15 protein-coding genes and 1 tRNA gene are annotated in these 18853 nt (G+C 51.6%); 4 read left to right on the top strand and 12 right to left on the bottom strand.

Annotated features, from left to right (window positions below; all coding sequences use genetic code 11):
* Nucleotides 1–51 precede the first annotated feature (51 nt).
* The 3 genes from FJM65_RS02290 (at nucleotide 52) to FJM65_RS02280 (ending at nucleotide 3095) form a co-directional block, all read left to right on the top strand.
* Nucleotides 52–630: a DUF305 domain-containing protein gene (locus FJM65_RS02290; protein WP_140618991.1), complete on the top strand. Its 579-nt coding sequence runs from the start codon at nucleotides 52–54 to the stop codon at nucleotides 628–630.
* A 404-nt stretch (nucleotides 631–1034) separates the two neighbouring features.
* Nucleotides 1035–2177: a hypothetical protein gene (locus FJM65_RS02285; protein ID WP_140618989.1), complete on the top strand. Its 1143-nt coding sequence runs from the start codon at nucleotides 1035–1037 to the stop codon at nucleotides 2175–2177.
* A 390-nt stretch (nucleotides 2178–2567) separates the two neighbouring features.
* The gene (locus FJM65_RS02280) at nucleotides 2568–3095 is read left to right on the top strand and encodes a DUF4142 domain-containing protein (protein WP_181163616.1); all 528 of its coding nucleotides are present in this window, start codon (nucleotides 2568–2570) and stop codon (nucleotides 3093–3095) included.
* A gap of 212 nt (nucleotides 3096–3307) precedes the next feature.
* On the opposite strand, the gene FJM65_RS02275 is transcribed toward FJM65_RS02280, so the two are convergent.
* From FJM65_RS02275 to FJM65_RS02230, 12 genes are all read right to left on the bottom strand, one after another.
* Nucleotides 3308–3865, bottom strand: a complete 558-nt coding sequence (locus FJM65_RS02275) for a hypothetical protein (protein ID WP_140618984.1) — start codon at nucleotides 3863–3865, stop codon at nucleotides 3308–3310.
* Entirely contained in the window at nucleotides 3858–4958 is a 1101-nt protein-coding gene (locus FJM65_RS02270; protein WP_219855934.1) for a PQQ-dependent sugar dehydrogenase, read from the bottom strand. The genes FJM65_RS02275 and FJM65_RS02270 overlap by 8 nt, the downstream gene beginning before the upstream one ends.
* 42 nt (nucleotides 4959–5000) lie before the next feature.
* Nucleotides 5001–5360, bottom strand: a complete 360-nt coding sequence (locus FJM65_RS21435) for a hypothetical protein (protein ID WP_219855933.1) — start codon at nucleotides 5358–5360, stop codon at nucleotides 5001–5003.
* 427 nt (nucleotides 5361–5787) lie between these two features.
* Complete coding sequence (locus tag FJM65_RS21620) at nucleotides 5788–6561, bottom strand: cation:proton antiporter domain-containing protein (protein WP_219855932.1); 774 nt, start codon at nucleotides 6559–6561, stop codon at nucleotides 5788–5790.
* A complete protein-coding gene (locus FJM65_RS21615) occupies nucleotides 6515–7009 on the bottom strand; it encodes a cation:proton antiporter domain-containing protein (protein ID WP_219855931.1) in 495 nt (164 codons plus the stop codon). Before FJM65_RS21615 ends, FJM65_RS21620 begins: the two co-directional genes overlap by 47 nt.
* An 888-nt stretch (nucleotides 7010–7897) precedes the next feature.
* The gene (locus FJM65_RS02260; protein WP_181163615.1) at nucleotides 7898–9139 is read right to left on the bottom strand and encodes an alpha/beta fold hydrolase; all 1242 of its coding nucleotides are present in this window, start codon (nucleotides 9137–9139) and stop codon (nucleotides 7898–7900) included.
* A gap of 407 nt (nucleotides 9140–9546) precedes the next feature.
* Nucleotides 9547–9618 (bottom strand) — tRNA-Glu (locus tag FJM65_RS02255).
* Nucleotides 9619–9729: 111 nt separating this feature from the next.
* Nucleotides 9730–10623, bottom strand: coding sequence for an immunoglobulin domain-containing family protein (locus FJM65_RS02250; RefSeq protein ID WP_140618980.1), 894 nt, complete (start codon nucleotides 10621–10623; stop codon nucleotides 9730–9732).
* Between the two features lie 269 nt (nucleotides 10624–10892).
* Nucleotides 10893–12014, bottom strand: a complete 1122-nt coding sequence (locus tag FJM65_RS02245) for a hypothetical protein (RefSeq protein ID WP_140618978.1) — start codon at nucleotides 12012–12014, stop codon at nucleotides 10893–10895.
* An 89-nt stretch (nucleotides 12015–12103) separates the two neighbouring features.
* Complete coding sequence (locus tag FJM65_RS02240) at nucleotides 12104–12895, bottom strand: FRG domain-containing protein (protein ID WP_140618976.1); 792 nt, start codon at nucleotides 12893–12895, stop codon at nucleotides 12104–12106.
* A gap of 67 nt (nucleotides 12896–12962) precedes the next feature.
* Nucleotides 12963–13808 (bottom strand): DUF3298 and DUF4163 domain-containing protein, encoded by an 846-nt coding sequence (locus FJM65_RS02235; RefSeq protein WP_140618974.1) that lies wholly within the window; start codon nucleotides 13806–13808, stop codon nucleotides 12963–12965.
* A 68-nt stretch (nucleotides 13809–13876) separates the two neighbouring features.
* Complete coding sequence (locus FJM65_RS02230; protein WP_140618972.1) at nucleotides 13877–14941, bottom strand: PA0069 family radical SAM protein; 1065 nt, start codon at nucleotides 14939–14941, stop codon at nucleotides 13877–13879.
* A 298-nt stretch (nucleotides 14942–15239) separates the two neighbouring features.
* On the opposite strand from FJM65_RS02230, the gene FJM65_RS02225 reads away from it, so the two are divergent.
* Nucleotides 15240–18683, top strand: a complete 3444-nt coding sequence (locus FJM65_RS02225; protein ID WP_140618970.1) for a pyruvate carboxylase — start codon at nucleotides 15240–15242, stop codon at nucleotides 18681–18683.
* Nucleotides 18684–18853: the final 170 nt, after the last annotated feature.

The raw sequence follows: 18853 nt of genomic DNA, 5'->3' as shown, positions 1-18853 counted from the left end.
TTTAAATTAATGTTCGTTTATTTATATAAATGAAAACGAACTTATATTTAAATGAAAACAAACTTTGTAAGTATAAAGAGTATTGCCTGTTTACTGGCAGCTTCACTTGCTTTCTCAAGCTGTGATAACGAGTCGGAGACTGTCGCGCCTGTTTCCGTAACCCCGACAACAGAAGCTTCGAAGGACGCAGGCAAGGTGGCGGACGATTTGTTTGATAAAGAGGTGCAACAGGCTATAAGCTCTACTATAAAAGCCATTAGCCAGATGGAGAGCACCTGTGATAAAAGCATAGACCACGCTTCTGTAATGCTCATACACCACGAACTGATGCTGAAGTTGGCAGAAGCTGAGATAAAGTATGGGGATGACCCTAACGTTCTCTTAATGGCGGATAAGGCTAAATCTGCTCATACAGCCAAAATATCAGAGCTAAAAGCTTTTTTAGAAACACAGCCTGTACCGGTTCCTCTGCCACAAAACGAATGTAGTTTATACCTGGCATCGATGAAGCAGCACACGATGGACATTATACAATGCATGAAAAAGGTAAAAGACACTCCAGACCCCGATGCAGATTATGTAGCTTTGATGAATTGCCATCCTGAAGGGTGCAATTGCAAGGAGGGTTAAGCGAGTTAACGTTTGATAAATAATTGTCTGCCTCAAATTTCAATTCGTCGGGCTGTTTTTACAGCAGAGCATATTTTAATGAACTAATATTTGCAAGAAGTTGAAGTGCTTATAAAATTGAATAGCTGCTTAACTGCGTGACAAATATAGATTAAAGATCATCTGTCACTGGACCTTTAGCTTATACCGCCTACGCTCCAATACGGGCTGTTAAAGAACATCGGCCTTGGTGCCACAGGAATTGGTATTAACTCTTCCTCCTGATACTATAACTTTTTCATTCTCCCAAGCTCAAGTTCCTGTACTACATACAGTAGTATAAAATATCCTACCTGTTGGTTCTTCCTGAGAACTGTTCCTTTTGATTACCAAACTTTTATTTTTCCTGCTAATCTTTTCAAGGTATGAAGACAACCAAATCAATCCTTATTGCTGGCATTCTCTTGGCCGGCATGAACTTCTTTACATCCTGCGAGGATGAAAACTTTGCACCCGACACCTTCCAGGCTTCGAGTGGCCAGGATGCGCAAGGTGGCGGTAAAGGTCCGGGCGGCGGCGGTAGCGGCGGCAATGGTGGTGGCGGTGGCGGAACCGAAAGCACGGGCAACAACCTTTCCTTCCCGGTTATCTGGTCTGAGGGAGTGCCTTTAGTGCTCAGACCAGCACTAAACGGTGTACAACTTGGTGGCGATTGGTGGTATGTTTGGGGCGAAAATCCAATTGATCCGAGCTCTCCAATCTATAGCTGTAACCCGGATATTTCAGATCCTTGCTATCCTGCAGGCACTCCAGATGTGTATAAGGCGTACCTTCAGAAAGACGCAGCAAATCAATGGCAAGCTTCTAACTTTAATGCTACGGATGTTATCAACGTTGATGCTATTGACTGGGGCGACAACCTGGAGTCGAGCGACTGGAGCGTGACCTCTAAAGTGCGCACAGAGGTGGTGCTGTATGAGAACCTTGTTACTCCTGTAACAGAGTATGCCATGCGCCATGTATCCGGTTGGGGCATTGATGAAGTGCATGGCCTACAGGTTGAGTTAGATGGTGATGTTGTTTACGGCCCTGGTACGCAGGCTACCGTATTCTCGCCACTGGCCAGGCTTACTATCCAGCAGCTTACTTCCACTACTCCAAGCCTTACCTGGGATGCAAGTGTGCATGCCTGGACCGGCGATGTAAGCGCCCCACTCTTCAACAAGGCGGTATATGAGGCGGCAGATGGCCCTGGTTACTATAATGGAGAAGTGAACGTGAAAGGAAAAGTAATTTATGGCTATACCTGGGATGTGAAGAAGCTCGGTATGGGGCCAGGCACCTACCGCATCACCTTTAGCTTTGATCAGACCGGAGGAGGCGCAAATCTCAACACCTTCTTTGATAGCGGTACTACTATCATGCTGCCAGTAGAAGAAGTGGTTGCAGCCGAGGAGCCGGGCGGTGGCGGTACAGCAGTTGTTGACGCTACAAACAACCTGACTTTTATCGACGTGAATATAACTGCTGCAGGCGGTGGCAAAGGTGGCGGTAAGAAAGCGAAATAAGAAATATCTGGTTAGAGGAAGGCAAGGGTTATCATACAACTATCGATGCAGCAGTAACTCTTGCCGACTCTAAATTCTCATAAACCGACTGCCATCAACACTACAATAAAGCAAATAATGAAAACCTGGCTTTGAAGGTATTGCGGGTATTTTGCCTGTGTCAGCTAGGGAGCAGCAAAGAAATGTTGAGCACCAGTAGTCGCAGCGTGGCAGGACCAGGTAAACCAAAGAAAAAAGCAGGCTCGGTAGCGCAGTACGCCTAGTGCACAAAATAGCTGATATTCACGTATTTATAGTAATTTAAATATGATTTAACCTCTTTGAATTTTTAAAATCCAAAGTATGGAGGTATCATTTTTACTAACCCTAGACCAATAAGTTATGAAACAGATGAGAATTAAGAGATGGAACATCCTTCTCCTTTTGGTACCTTTTATTTTTTTTACAGCATGCGATGACGATGAGGATGTTGACGTAGATGTGATGACGCCTACTGCCTTTATTCAGGAAGCGGCTGCCATTGATACCTTTGAGATTGTAACGGCCAACCTGGCTTTACAAAACTCCACTCAGGCGGAGGTGCAGGAATTTGCGCAACTGATGCTGCAGGAGCATACTGCTACGCGTGCCCAGCTAAGAACCATGGCGCGGGAAAGAAACATATCCCTGCAAATGAACATGACCCAGGAGCGGGAGAGGATTAGAACCAGACTGCAGAGCCAAACAGGCACACCGTTCGACAAAGACTATGCAAATGTGCAGGTGGAGGCACATGAAGATGCCATCCAGTTCTATGAGCGGGCGAGAGACCGGCTTCAGGACCAGGACCTTAAAACACTTGCTGACCAAATTCTGCTAAGGCTGCGCGACCACCTGCGGGAGGCACAGCAATTAAAAGATTTTACAGACCAGCTTTAACAGAGAAAGGGACTGAAAAACAATAGAACATTTGTGCCTGCGTTAAAGGAGGTATGATTCGAAAGGTAGCTAATGATCTTACGTGGGCTTTAAAGTAAATCTCCAGGCGAGCCAGAGAGCATCGTTTAGGCCGGGAGCAGTATAAACAGACAGAAAGGGCACCCAACTTTATAAAGTGAGGCACCCTTTCTGTTTTTTACGTGAGAAGAAACCTAAAAGCTCTCCTTATAAAGTATGGACATGGAGCACATCTCCAGCACCGCTTCCTGCAGCAGCAGCTGGCTCGTGGATTTTTCCGCCACCACGCCAAAGGTGATATCCACCATGCGCGGGATACCTAAAGCCAACCCCAGCTGCTCTGCCACGGCAAAGGCACCCATCGAGTTATAGTTCGACAAGTATACCTGGTGCAGGTCTTGCCATGGCCCTTTGGCACCACCGGCCACCGCTATAAAGTCTCCGAGCGCCTGCCTGGCCTTGCCCATTACCTGCCCCAGCATTTGCCTTATATCCGACGGCTCCCGGTCGATCAGGGAGAACAGCTCGCGTGCTTTTTCCTCGTGCTGCTCCGCTTGCAGAGCCATTTCAGCCAGGTACTGTTTGATGTGCGGTTCCTCAATTTTCTCCACCGTGTCCTCCAGCAGCTTCCGGTGAGAGGCCTGTGTCAGGAGCACGTTATCGAGCCAGGACTTGGCGCGGTCCAGCTGCCGGTTCCTGGTTTCCTGGTCCAGTTCAATCAGTATGGTTGGGGTTTGCGTTGCGTTAGCCATTGTTTTCCTCCTTTCTTGTCACTTTCCATAATACCCCTGTATGGGCAAAAGCCAGCATATTGCCGGATGTTACGGTTGCCACGCCGAAGTCCAGCACGTACAGAGCTTTGCCGTCGGGGCTGAACTTGCAGGAGACAGGGCGCTCGATGCCCCCGGTGCCGTAAGTAGAGGCGGGCCCCATCTTCCGATTATGCATAAAAGGTTCTGCGGTGCCTTTTTCCACGTTTACCCGTATCACCCGAAAACCATGGTCCAGGTCCTCGGGGCGCGGGGAGTTGAGCGGTGCCAGCGTACCCCATTCCGCCACGAACAGTTCTCCTTTGTGGCCAAAGGCATCGGAGCGGGAAAAATCCATTTTGCACATGCAGGAATGCGGTTGTTCCAGGAAAACGGCAGGCCCGGCCCATTCCGGCGGGTTCTCCAGGAGCAGTTCCGCTGCTTTCCCACGGCTGGGCAGGTGGCTTTCGTGGTTCACCGGCAGGCCGTCGCCGCAGATATCCGGGAAGCCGTACCAGGCAGGAGTTTTAACAGACCCGAAAGGCAGGCTGGCGTTCTGAATGTGCCAGATGCGATCCGGGTCGTTGGCAACCGCGCGCTCTCCCTTCTCCTCAAAATCATTGTCCGACACGTACAACTCCCCGGCCTCGTTCATGGCCATGCCGAAGGGGTTGCGTACGCCCCAGGCCAACAGTTCCACATCGGTTCCATCAGGCCGCGACCGCCAGACAGCAGAATTACAGAACAGCTCCCCCTTTACCACTTCCCCCTTTTCAGCAGGCGTTCCAAATGGTTTGAACGCGCCGGTTTCGATCATGTAGGGGTAGGGGAGGCGGGGATCGCGGCTCCGGACGTTGTTGCCGGTTAGCGTCACGTCCTGGCCCGGCACATCGTGTGCGTTCGGGTGCTTGGCCAAGTCCACGGTAAAGCCTGCCGGCAGCGTCACGCCCTGCTGCGACACAGAGCCGTTGCCAAAGTACATCATGCCGTCCGGCCCAAAAATAGGTCCGCCCGGCTCGTGCCAGCCGCCACTGGGGAGTTGGTCTATGAGGATCTTCAGCTCACCGCTCGCCAGGTTATATTTTGCGATCTGCATGTGGTAGCCGCCTTTTAGCGCCATGTACAGTTCCCCGTTGCGCTAGGCAATGCCCCGGGGGCCAGCCTGCACGTTCATACTGATGGCCTCTGTTTCGCCGGAGGGGTGGCGCACCAGCACGCGTGCCGGCATGTAGGGGCGGGTAGGCCAGGAACTGCCGCCCTCGCTCACGAAAATAGTGCCGTCGTCGGCAAAGGCAAGATCGGTGGGGAAGGAGAGCCCTGCCATAACCGGCTCCACTTGATACCCTTCAGGCACCACCACATCAGCGGCATCCAGCATGGGTCTGGCCGGTGTGGAGAGCGTGCGAAGGTCCTGGGCCGAGGCAGTCGCTGTCTTGAGCTTAGTTTTGGAAATGGAGAAGCCGGTGTTTTTGCGTAATGATCTGTAGTCTGTTTCCATAGTATAAATTATTGGTGTATGCCTCAGTTACCGCAGCAAAGCGGGCAGCAAGTATAGCAAGTATGGTCGCCATGAGTCGGGTGGGTGGGGCAACTGATGTGTGGTAGAATGAAGGTGCGGTAGGTAATCAAAACGCTATCCCGTAGATAAGGTTGGATATGGAGTGTTTTGCAGAAGCTGACAAGTGTAGGTAAACAAAGAACACCTTAAACGGAAGACAAATATTGTTTTTGAGGCCTTATTCCTGTTGGAATTTTCATCTTCGGCTGGGCAGGAGGTGGATTTAGGCGGGGAGCGGAAAAACAGGTGTCTGATGGATGGAAAGCCAGCAAGACACTGTGTTGAACAACCTTACCTAAACAACCTCCACTTCTCGTAAAAGCGAATTTTACTTTTTCTCCTCTTTTTCATGCGTAGACCTGTATCCTTACAACTTTCCATACAGCTGCGTGAGCGGAGTAGAAGTTACCCCATGCACCACCACGGAGGCGCATATCACCAGGCTCACCACATCCCAGATAAGTGGCTCCTTTAGCTTGTGCTCAGCCATTGAAGCATAGTAGATGGCTGCCACCGCAATTGGTCCGAACCATCCCAGGAACAAGGCATCTTTTTTACTGCGCAAGTCGGGCAACAGGGGCTTGAGGAGGAGGAGCACCGGGGGGCGTCGTAGCAACAGTACCGCAACAACAAGCGCTATACCTTTCCAGCCAAGCTGAGCCCAACCCTCCCATGGGATTTCTGTGCCCAGTAACGCGAAGATTGGGTAGGAGAAGAACCTGTTTACTGCCTCCTGCCCTTTTTCCTCCTCACCTTGTTCCTTAGGGTTTACTACTTGTACAAAGGCGGCACCGGCTGCAAAGACCAACAACACTTCATCGCTTTTCATAAGTTTCCCGCCTCCTACGGCCAACAGCGATAGCGCTACGGTATACACGAGCCTCCAGTTTTCCTGCACCATCTCATACTTTTCTGCCAGCTTAAGGAGTTTACCAGCAACCAAGCCAAGTAGCAGGCCAAATATTGTGGCGCTAAGCACCTCCCAAAGAAATGTGCGCTTCAGCCACTCTTCCAGTGCCAGGTCAGGCCCAAGGGTAAGCATGAGGAGCGGCAGGTAGATGAACAGGTAGCTCAGCCCGTCATTCGCCCCCGACTCAAAGGAGATTGCATGCCTTATCCTTGGGCAGGTTCTTTTTGGCAACTGAGCCCGTCACAATGGGAGAGGCGGCAATGGGGTCAGTGGGCGTGATGATGGCTCCCAGCAAGGCGGAGAGCCAAAAGGAAGTGCCAAGTACAAAGTAGATGAGCATGGTGCTTATCACCCACATCAGCACCATACTGCCGCCGACCAGGATCGCCATTTGCCGCCAGTTCTGCCGTAGGTAAGCTGTGGGTATGCGTAGCGCTACTCCCACCAGGCCTACACCCAAGACAAGGTGTGCCGCACTCTCCAGTATAGTTGATTTATCGCCAAGCTCAGTCAGGTCTATTATGCCGAGAAACGCTGGCCCGATGAGGATACCGAACAACAGCGCGAGGAGTGTGGCTGGTATGGGACTTTTCTCCTGCTTTTTAGAAACCAGGGCAAGCAATAAAACCAAGCACCCTAATACAGTAACTATAACGTTTAGGTCGTCTTTGCCTATCATGCAGATGGTATAATTTGTCTGAGTATGGTGTTACGGCAGCAGGAGGAAAAGGTACAGGAGGAGGTTCAACTTGAAACCAAATGTAGATTGGCAGTGATGGAAGGCTTTGCTGCCGCAACCCCTAAATAAACTACGTTTATACTTTCCAGCCGATGTGGCGAAGCGGGGTTTTACTTCGTTATCTTGATTTTACATAAAGTAACAGAAGCTTGACTTAAGGTGGATATCAAAAGAATTCTTGAGTTTTCCCTCTATCCATAACAAGTTATTAACCTTTTCTGACCGAGAAAAGCCAACTCATGCTATCACTCCGAAAGCAAAAAATCTTTAATTTCGTTACAGTATACAAGTAAGATCATGATGGGCATGAGGGCTTTTAAGCTTTAGAAGCAGTTCCAGAAAATTAGAATTAGACAATGAGTACCAGATCAAGAGACCAACAGCGAAAGCAGCGCCAGAAAGAGTTCAAGGAAAGGAAAGAGCATCAGGAGTTGCTGAAAGCGGCTTCAAAAAAAGCCAAACGCGAATCAAATGGGAATGATGCTGAAACTAATTGAACCGTTAAAATCTTAGACTAGGCTTTACTCTTACAATTTCCCTCTCGGTTCTATATGCACCGTCACTGGTCCTGATAAAACAATTGCTCCTGGAAAGTAAGATTGGTGACTGAAACCTATAGAACCAAAAAAGCCGCTCCAGGTTTACCTGAAGCGGCTTTTGTAGCCCTAATAATGGAAATTTCGAATCATTTCTACAGGTATCTAGCCGCTGTAGGAGAGTGCTTCTCGCTGAAGAGTGCATTGTATATCTCCTCTTGTTTTGTTTAGCAGCTGCGACGGTATCTGCTCATGATAGAATCTTAGTGGTCTTTTGCCGGAGTAATCCGTGTCATTTTGATTTTTCGAGCTGGCTTAGTTTTTCAAGGTTGCTTTTGCTGGTTTCAAGCATAGCGTCATCATGGGCAGCAGTGGCCAGTTCGATGGCTTTGTTAAACTGTTGGGCTGCCTGCTTGAGCTTTCCCTGTTGCATCAAGGCCTCGCCATAGCTGTCGAAGGCATTGGCCGAAGCAGCATAAGTCACGGTATTGTACTTGAACAACAGCAGGGACATGTCAATGGTAGCCGGGTTGCTCAGCTGCTGGTAGGCCATGGTGTTGATGGTGCGCTCATCAAATCCGGAGACCTTCAAGGCGTCAAATACCACGTCTTCAGCTTTCTGTTCTTTTTGCTGTTTCAGGTATGCAGCTGCCTGCGCGAATGCAGCCTCCAAAGCCTTTACTTTCACTTCGTGCTCCTGCCGGCCCTTTTCCTTTTTGGCTGCTTGGACCACTTGGTTGATGGCCTGGATCACTAGTTCGGGCTCCTGGCGATGGATGTTGTGGCCGCTGGCAGTCGTTACGATGTGAGCGCCGTTGGTAAACTGGCTGAAGAACTCGGCGTGCAGGTTGCGCCATACTGCCACGCCTTCAGGTTCGTGCAGAAACAGCTCCGGCTTTGCCCTTTGCTGCACCGAGGTGAGCACCACTGCCGGCACCTGTGGCAGTTCTCCGAATTCCGGCAACGTGCCGGCTTCAAAGATTTGGTTGATCAGCTCGTTTTCCTGCTTAAATTCATCGGGCACAAAGCTGTTTTGCAGCTCGATATCTCTTACTGCTTTGGCAGGATTGACTTTCTTGAGCTCCAGCATCATTTTCTCATGCGCCGGATCGACAAAGACCAAGCCCTTTACCTGCTTTGGGTGCTGCGCCGCATAGGCCCGGATGATAAAGGCGCCGTACGAGTGGCCGACCAAAATAAAGGGTGGTTTAAGGTTAGCTCGCTTGATGAGATTGCTTAAATCCTGCACCGCCGCTTCGAGTGTTTGCGGCTGCGGGTTTGGCTCAGACTTGCCCGTGCCAGCCCTTGAATAGAGCAGGACCTGGTTTGTCTGCATCACTTCTGAAGCGACATTACCCCATACTTTGCAATCGGAGCCAAAGCCTGACTCAAAAATGATAGTATAGTCGCCTGTTCCTGCCTGTATCATTTCCAAGGAGTGGCCTCCGACGTTTAGCATCTGTGTTTGCTGTGCCTGGGCAAGAGCCAGAATTCCAAGGAAAAACAGCAGAAGAAAAATTCTTTTGGGCATCATAGTTTTGGTTGGTTTGAAAGAGGGCGCAACCGGTCTTAAAATAGAACTTCTATCGCAGCAGGTTAACATGCAGCAGATGCGGTAAAAGCAGGTATGGTTGCCTGAGGCAAATAGCTTTTTTGGAAAGTACTGCTGCAGAAGAAGCGGAACATACAGCGATGAGTGTTAGAAGTCGACAGCAGGTAGAAAAATATGCAGAAGGAAGGTGAGCTACTTCTTATGTGAGATTCAGAGGGTAGAAGGCAAGGTGTTCTCTACCAAAAGAAGTGGAGCCAGGCAGAAGTGGGAAGGAAATTTCTATCAGGGCGATGTCTCTCTGATATGTAGAAAGATCGACTATCCTAACAGAAGGGGGGAAGTTAGAGAATCCAAAAAAGCCGCTCCAGTTTTACCTGAAGCGGCTTTTGTAGCCCGTAGGGGAATCGAACCCCTGTTACCAGAATGAAAATCTGGCGTCCTAACCCCTAGACGAACGGGCCGTTCTGTCTGATTGTGGTGCAAATATAGCGGGTGCTTTTTAAACTGCAATAGTATGGCGTTGAAAAAAATACGTTAGAGGTGAAACGCTTTGTAAAACAGCGCCATAAATTTTATCGCTCAAAAGAAATCACACTATACATTTCCGGCTCCAGGAACGGGCCGCCAGGATAGTCCGCCGTGTAGTCGAAGTTAATCCAAAGGTCCTCGCCTGTTTCGTGGAAGTGGATCTTACCGCCTGCCACTTCATCGGGGAAAAGTGTGCGCACGGCATAACTCACTTTGTCAAGGTCGTCCACGTGGCCCAGCTTCACCTCTGTATACATGTGGTTGGGAGAGATAACCACGCGCGCCTCGCCGCCAATGGCCATCACCGAGGAAGCCATCAGAATAGCATAGTCGTCGCAGTCGCCGGCCAACAGCTGCATGCTCTCCGTAGGCGGAGAATAGTAATCCATGCCCAGCGGGTCGTTCACGTACCTCCAGTTCATGCGGATATGTTTGAAGAGAGAGAAGTAGCGCGTCATTTTGCCGAACTTGCGGTAATACTCATCGTGGAAGTAGCGGGTGGAGTTTTCGACGGCAAAGTCGCGCACTTTTGGGTGTGTAGCCTGCATCGCGCTTTTTACCCGCTGGTTCTGAAAATAAGTGCCGCGCACGGGTTTAAAGTAGGATACCTTGTGTGGGTTACTGGTCATGTTCACCAGCATGGCATTGTAATCATCATACACCCCTTCAAAGGTTTGCGCTTTAAAAGTGCTGTTAAAAGCAAACATGCCAAGCAAGCCCACAAACATCAGCACAATCAGCTTGCGACTATACTTGGTAACCAGCACCGAAACTGCCGCCGCCGCCATCAGGCACAGCAGAAAGTGCAGTTCATAGTTCATGGACTGGTAGGGCTCAATGTAGAAGCTCAGCAGCACGGCCATCGGGAACACAATGATGATCTGGATGAACCGCACGACAAAGTTCACGAGGTTGTTGCGTAGGTAGTGGTGCGTCATGGTTGATCCTTTGTTAGGTATTGGAAGCATCGGAACAAAGCGGTCAGCCCTAAGAGGTATGGAGTGAGTCGCTCTGTTATTCTAACGCAAAATCCAGGCCTTTTTGCTCCATCTATTCAGGATTTTTTCCTGTTTTTTTGTTTCGCCGGTACATAAAAGCCTGTTGCTTAGGAAAAGTTAAATATATGTGTTTTAGAATGAGTGGCTTATGTTTGAAAAGCGTAAATCGCAGCGCTTGTTCAGAAAATCCTGAACAAGCGCTGGCTTGGCTACTGATATTGTATGTAAAGCGGTTTAGGGTCGAGCGCGAGGATTTCTTCCGGTGACATCAGGCGAGGGCTTTTGCGCAGGTCGTTTTTGTAAAATAACTTGAAGCCGGTAAACTGCACAGGCTCTTTCTGGATGTAGCGGCGGTAGGTATCCTTTTTCAGCGCGGGATGTCCCCAACCGTCCATGTGCATCACCACCTGCGTTTCGGGCCGGAGCTCTATCTGATCATAGTTCGTGACCATGCCTTGGGTGAAGCGGTGCACGATCAGGAGCTTTGGCGGGATGTTATACTGCTTCACCAAGCTCGATAGGTATTCCGTCGCGTAGTTGATGTCCGCTGCGTCGAACGTGCCGATGCGGCTGCCCGGTACATTGCCTTCCTTCATCGAGAACTCCGGGTCGATACCCAGGTGAACGTCGGGCATTTTCAGGTATTTCTCCAGTTGCGGAAGCTCTTCTTGCAGCGTGCTGTGGCCTACCTGCACATCCAGGAAAACGATGGCATTGCGCTGGTGGGCCAGTTCGAGCACATCGTCGATCATTTTATGGGTCATCCGGAGCCTATATTTGCTGCCCGCGCTCGGGTGCCCCTGCGCCGTTACCACGATGGCGTGCAAGGCAGGCTGCACCGGTGTCAGCGAGTCGGCTTTTTGCCAGCTGGCCACCTCCTCATCCAATTTAGCCAGCATGTCCTGGGCAGGCAGCTCACCTAAAATCCCCATGCGCTTAGACAAAAGATTGCCATAGAACGCGATAATGCGCTTGCCGGGCAAAACCGCCCCCGGCAAAGGCTTTGGGCCTGGGTAGCTCCACTCTGTGGCAGCCGGCGATGCGGAGGCTAACGAAGTAGAGGTGGCAGTTGTAGCCGGAGTCGCTTGCTGTGGAGCAGCAGAGGCAGAATCCGGGGGAGTCGCAGGTGCTTCTGTTGTTTCTTCAACTGCCAGGTCAGAGGCAGCAGCTTCCTGCTCCTGCATACAAGCGGTTTGCAACAGCAACAGGCAGGCCGCACTGGCTCCAAAAGTATAACGAATGAAAGTATTGAATGAAGTTTTTCTGCCCTTGGCAGTTGTCTTGGTGGTGCGTGATAGGAGTGTTTCACGCAGCTCGCGGCACGGGATCATCAGCTCGGTATTAAAAAGTAAATGTCAGCCTTAAATTAGACATTTCCGCTGAAATTACCCGAAGCGAGATTAAAATTTCCGCAGAAAAATCAGGAGTGGGTATAATGCCGCTTTAGCCATTGGCTCAGGCCCGAGAGGCCCGGGAAAAGCACCCGCTCCGTAATGTTGGCCTGGTCCAGCTTGTCGCGTATTTCCCATTTGAGTTTTTTGGGGATGATGACCCGGAAATATAGCTCCGGATGCTGCTGCAGCCAGCCGCTCAGCTCGGCCTTTACATCGGACATCATAGAGAAAAGGGCATACTGGTGCACAATGCGCGCATCGAGTGACGGCGGCTCCAGAAACACCACGTAATCCTGATCCTGAAAGCTCTTCAAAGACTTAAACGTTGGCGCCACCGGCTGCAGCATCTCAGGTGTGAACACGTTAGAGCCTTCATCCTGCAAGGTGTCGCGAAGCTGGGGCGGCAGGAATTCCTTTGATTTAACATAATTAACGCACCATATACATCCGTCCTGGTCGTAACGGTCCAGATCGGCGGTGGCAAAGTGCAGGGCCACGTAAGGGGAGTAGGTCCAGTCGAGGAGGCGGGTGGGCAGGCCGTGGTGCTGGGCTACTGCCAGCCAGTTCCAGATGGAGTCGCCGGGGGCGGAGTTGCTGTAGGCATACTTGCGGAAGTTGCGCAGCAGGTGCGGTTCCAGCTGCTCATACTTAGGGCCGATGCGCATGATGCTCGTCTTCAGGTCGAAGGCTTTGTCCCAGGTGCCTCTATAAATATAGGAAGAACGGAAACGGCTGATGTTCTCGTCCCAGCTATGGTCGAAGAGGGCGGTCTGCAGTTCTGCCCAGGTGCTTACTACTATGTCTTTTCCGTGTTGCATGTTGTTTTTGTAGCGTTGCCGCCTAGGTTTACTTCTGCCGGAGGCGAAGGTTTCCGGACCGGTGCTTTTACCGGGGCCTATACTTGCTGCGCAGCAATCCGTGCAGCTGCGGGTAGGGCAGCAGTAGGTCTGTGGCGCCAAAAGCATAAGGCCCGATTTCATAGGCGTTATAGTATAAACTCAGGCCTTGGGCCGTAAGCCCCATCTCCTGGGGCAAGGGCAGTTGGTTGTCTTCAAGGAAAAGCCCGGCTTCGGAGAGGTGTTGGCCAGTTGGGATCTCCCGTACCCGCCGGAACTCCTGCTCCACCATCTGCTTGAGTTGCAGGGTGTCTGTCACGATGTCGGCTGGGCGCAGCTTCTTGCCTTCCATTTCAAAACTCTGGAGGCTGATGTAGGAGTTTGGGTGAGCCCCTCCCGCATAGGCGTAATAGCTTGACAGGATCGTGGTCACGGAGTCAGACTGAAACAAAGGCTGTACCTCCAGCTGCAGTTCCCAGGCTGCCGAGGCCGGAATCTCATCCATCTCCCTCACAAAGTCTTCCTGGGCTTTCACAAAAGCCTCGGCTACGGTTACCGCTGCTTTTTTTCCCACTGCCGAAGTGTCTGCGTCTGGGTTATAGTCTAGTAGCAGGCGCATAATATTCTGCTCCAGAAACTTATTAATACGTTGCCGAAGCTCCTCACTGCCTCCAAAAGCCTCCAGGTAGGTAATAGTAGCTTCTGCGCAGGCCTCAGGGCTTTGCCCGCAATAGCTTGAGCGGCGCGATACGGTTTGGGAGCGGAAGGAAAGCGGCTGCACCTCGGCTTGCTGCATCGCCTCGGGGGCGGTGGTGGCTTCTTCCGTGGAGCCGGACTGGCAGCTGTAAAGTATGGCTGTGGTGATTAGGCAAGTATAAATCAGGCGTTTTGGCATGCGAGGAGAAGTATGTTAGGTGCTCTGAAGCTAAGTTAGCAATTTATACTTTCAGCACATGCTGCTTATTAAAACAAATCCAGCTGTTTGCCCTTGCGCTGGCAGAAATGGCTGTAATTATAAGCTTTCATACTTCTGCCAGCCATATACTTCTGTTTACTTACTTTAAACAGCCTGTTAATCAGCTCCGCAAACTTTCCTTCGCCGTGCATGCGCACGCCAAAACGGCTGTCGCTTAATTGGCCGCCGTGGCAGTCAGCTATCTGGCTCAGCACTTTCCTGGCTTTATCGGGGAAGGCCTGCTGCACCCAGTCCTCAAAAATTTGCCCTACGCTGCCGTTGAGCCGCACAATGGTATACGCTACGTTGCTTGCTCCCGCCTCGGCGGATGCTTTGATCAAGGCAGGTATCTCAGCATCGTTCAGGCCCGGAATAACAGGTGCCACCATCACGTTAACCGGTATACCCAAAGCGCTTAGCTGGCGTACGACATCCAGGCGTTTGGCGGCGGAGGCGGTGCGCGGCTCCAGTTTCTGGCGCAGCTTCTCGTCCTGGGTGGTGATGCTGATGCTCACATGCACCAGGTCATACTTGCTTAGCGCCTGCAGCAGGTCCAGGTCGCGGAGGATGAGGGCGTTTTTGGTGATGATGCTAACCGGGTGGCGGTACTGCAGCAGCACCTCCAGGATGCGGCGCGTCAGTTTCTTTTTGGCTTCTATGGGTTGGTAGCAGTCGGTGTTGCCCGCCAGCATGATGGGCATCACCTGCCAACCCGGGCTTTCCAGTTGCCGGGCCAGCGTCTCGGGGGCGTTTTCTTTTATGATGATCTTCCGCTCAAAGTCAAGGCCGGCGCTGTAGCCCCAGTACTGGTGTGAGTTGCGGGCGTAGCAATACACGCAGCCATGTTCGCATCCCTGGTAAGGATTTAGGGAGTAGCCCAGGCCCAGGTCCGGACTATCCACTTTGTTCACCACCTTCTTCGGAAACTCGCGCAGAAACTCGGTCTTGGAATTTTGCAGCAGCGGCTCGTCCAGTCCCTCCACGTAGTCTGTTACATACTCCTGCTTCAGGTAAGGGTTGGCAGCATTCAGCTGAGCTCCTCTTCCTTTAAAATATGGTTCTGCTTTCTCCATAAACAACTATACTTTGGCTAAATAAATTAGTTTTGCTAATGTAGTTGGCTTTGTGATGCCGAGCAAATTTAAACGCAGGCACGCGGCGTTAAGTATGTTTTCGGCAGCTCCATTAGTGTCTCAACAGCTAATTTGGACTGCCGGAAGAAGTATAACCTTCTAAAGAAAAATTATGTACTACCAGCAGCCAGGCTGATAGGAAGTATGGCGAAAATCCGTGGCTGTTGCAGTTTGGGCATTGGGAGCCCTTAGTACTGCGCACGCACCAAAAACTAACTTATTTAAGCGCTCACCTTCTATGAAAATTAAAAAAGTACTCGTTGCCAACCGGGGCGAGATCGCAATCCGTGTTTTGCGTGCCTGCACCGAGCTCAACCTTGAAACGGTGGCCATTTATACTTACGAGGACCGTTACTCACTGCACCGCTATAAAGCCGACGAGGCCTACCAGATCGGCAAGGATAACCAGCCGCTGCAGCCTTACCTGGACATCGAGGGCATCATCAGAATCGCTAAAGAGAACAAGGTAGATGCCATACATCCCGGTTATGGCTTTCTGTCCGAGAATCAGCATTTCTCGCAGAAGTGCGCCGATAACGGCATAATCTTCATCGGGCCGAAGCCGCAGGTCATGGCCTCGCTGGGCGATAAAATAGCGGCCAAGAAAGTGGCGAAAAGCTGCGAGGTGCCCCTAATCCAAAGCAACGACCTGGACCTGAACACCTTTGAGACGGCGCTGGAGGAGGCGCACCGCATTGGGTACCCGGTGATGCTGAAGGCAGCGGCGGGCGGAGGCGGACGCGGCATGCGCGTGATCCGGGATGACGAGCAGTTGGAGAGAGGCTTTTTTGAGGCGAGAAATGAGGCGCTGAAAGCCTTTGGCGATGACACGGTTTTCCTGGAGAAGTACGTGGAGAACCCCAAGCACATTGAGGTGCAGATCGTGGCAGATGCCTACGGAAACATCACCCACCTCTTCGAGCGCGACTGCTCCGTGCAGCGCCGCTTCCAAAAAGTGGTAGAGGTGGCCCCGGCGATTAGTTTGGATGAGGAGACGCGCCAGAAGCTGTACGATTACGCGGTGCGCATTTGCAAAGCCGTGAACTATAACAATGTGGGCACGGTGGAGTTCCTGGTGGAACCGCATACCCACAACATCTACTTTATCGAGGTAAACCCGCGCATACAGGTAGAGCACACAGTCACGGAGATGATAACCGGCATCGACCTGATCAAAACGCAGCTCTACATTGCCGACGGCTATAGGCTGGACGATGAGGAGGTGCTGCTGGGGCCGCAGCATAGCGTACGGGCAAACGGCGTGGCCATCCAGTGCCGCATCACTACCGAGGACCCGGAAAATGATTTTAAGCCGGACTACGGCACTATCATCGCCTACCGCAGCGCCGGCGGCTTTGGTATCCGGCTGGACCAGGGCAGTGTGTACCCGGGTGCCAAGATCAGTCCCTTCTTCGACTCGCTGCTGGTTAAGGTTTCTACCCATGCGCCTACGCTGGCCCTGGCTGCCACCAAAATGTCGCGCACGCTGGATGAGTTTCGGATTAGAGGCGTAAAGCAGAACATCCAATTCCTGCAAAACATCATCAACCACCCAACTTTTATTTCAGGGGATGCCACTGTGGATTTCGTGAAAAACCACCCGGAGCTGTTTGTGTTTAAGCAGCGGAAAGACCGTGCCACCAAAATGCTGACGTACCTGGCCGAGGTGATCGTGAACGGTAACCCGGATGTGAAGAAGGTGGAGCCGGGGCGCGTTCTGCGTAAGCCGGACCTGCATGGCTTCGATTTGACCAAGCCATACCAGAAAGGCACCAAGGACCTGCTGACCGAGCTGGGGCCGGAGGAGTTTTCAAAGTGGCTGCGCAAGGACCCGCAGATCCACTATACCGACACCACCTTCCGGGACGCGCACCAGTCGCTCCTGGCCACGCGCATGCGTACCTTTGATATGCTGAAGATTGCCGAAGCTTATGCCAAAGACCACCCTCAGACCTTTAGTATGGAAGTATGGGGCGGTGCCACGTTTGACGTGTGCCTGCGCTTTCTGCACGAAGACCCCTGGGACAGGCTGGCGCAGATCAGGAAAGCAGTGCCGAACATACTTTTGCAGATGCTGCTTCGCGGCTCCAACGGCGTAGGGTACAAGGCATACCCGGATAACCTGATCGAGACGTTCGTGGAGAAATCCTGGGAGACGGGCGTGGACATTTTCCGCATCTTCGACTCGCTGAACTGGATGAAAAGTATGGAGCCCTGCATCAACTTTGTGCGCAAGCGAACACAGGGCCTGGCCGAAGGTACCATTTGCTACACCGGCGATATCCTGCATCCGAAGAAGACAAAGTATACCTTGGAGTACTACCTGCAGCTGGCTAAGCAGCTGGAGGATGCCGGGGCGCACATACTTGCCGTAAAAGACATGGCCGGCCTCCTGAAGCCTTACGCTGCCGCTGAACTGGTGACTGCGCTGCGGGATACGGTAAAGTTGCCGGTTCATTTGCATACCCACGATACATCCTCTATACAATCAGCTGCTTACTTAAAGGCAATTGAAGCTGGGGTTGATGTGGTGGACGTTGCCTTAGGGGCCATGTCGGGGCTTACGTCGCAGCCAAACTTTAACGCGGTGGTGGAGATGATGCGCTTTCAGGAGCGCCACCGGGAGTTTGACCAAAAGAGTCTGAACCGCCACTCCACCTACTGGGAAACGGTGCGGGAGTATTATTATCCTTTCGAGTCGGGGCTGAAGGCTGGCACGGCCGAGGTATACCGCCACGAAATACCGGGAGGGCAGTACTCTAACCTGCGCCCGCAGGCCAATGCGCTGGGGCTGGGCGATAAATGGGAAGAGATAAAAGAGACCTATGCCGAGGTAAACCAGCTGTTTGGGGATGTGGTGAAGGTAACGCCTAGCTCAAAGGTGGTAGGAGACATGGCCTTGTACCTGGTGTCGAATAACCTGACGACGGTGGATGTGCTGGAGCGGGGCGAGGAGATTTCCTTCCCGGAGTCGGTGCAGTCTTTTTTCAGGGGAGAACTGGGGCAGCCGGTAGGCGGTTTCCCGAGGAAGCTGCAGGAAATTATATTGAAAGGCGCGCAGCCATTTACAGACCGGCCAAACGAGCACCTGCAGCCAGTGGACTTTGAAGAGGGATTCGCAGACTTTCAGCAAAAGTTTGGCAAAGACACGCAATTCACTGATTTTCTGTCGCATCAGCTTTACCCTAAAGTATACGAGGCTTACCGCAAGCACCTGGAGCTGTATGGCGACGTGTCTAAGATTCCGACCCGCCTCTTTTTCTATGGCCTGCAGCCCGGCGAGGAGGCCATTATCGATATTGCCCGAGGCAAGTCCATTGTCGTCAAATACCAGTCGTTAGGCCATGTGGATGAGGACGGTATGCGCACCGTTTTCTTTAAACTGAATGGGCAGAGCCGCAACATTGACGTGCGGGACACGTCGGTGAAAGTGGAGCGTGTGGAGCATCAGAAAGTTGAAAAAGAAAACCCTAACCATGTTGGAGCGCCACTTCAGGGACTATTGTCTAAAGTACTGGTTGAGAAGGGACAAAAGGTAAAGCGAAACATGCCTTTGTTTATCATAGAAGCCATGAAAATGGAAACCACCATCACCGCTCTAAAAGACGCTGAGGTGGCCAGCCTGGTGCTGCCGGAGGGGGAACTGGTACATGCCGACGACCTGGTGCTGACCCTGAGTTAATGGCCATACTTGTAGTAGTGCGGGCCTGCCTCAAATCCATAAGTAGGCCCGCACACTTTATAGCCGCCCGTGTTTTTCGTAGTGCTTTTTACAGATGGGCAGGTGCGGCCTGTGCTGTATTTTCTTTTTTAATGCTTACCTTTCAGTTTCTAAACAAAAAAGACCGTTTG

The sequence above is a fragment of the Pontibacter mangrovi genome (assembly GCF_006385705.1).
Lineage (GTDB): Bacteria > Bacteroidota > Bacteroidia > Cytophagales > Hymenobacteraceae > Pontibacter > Pontibacter mangrovi.
This window is presented reverse-complemented; position numbering and strand designations above follow the sequence as displayed.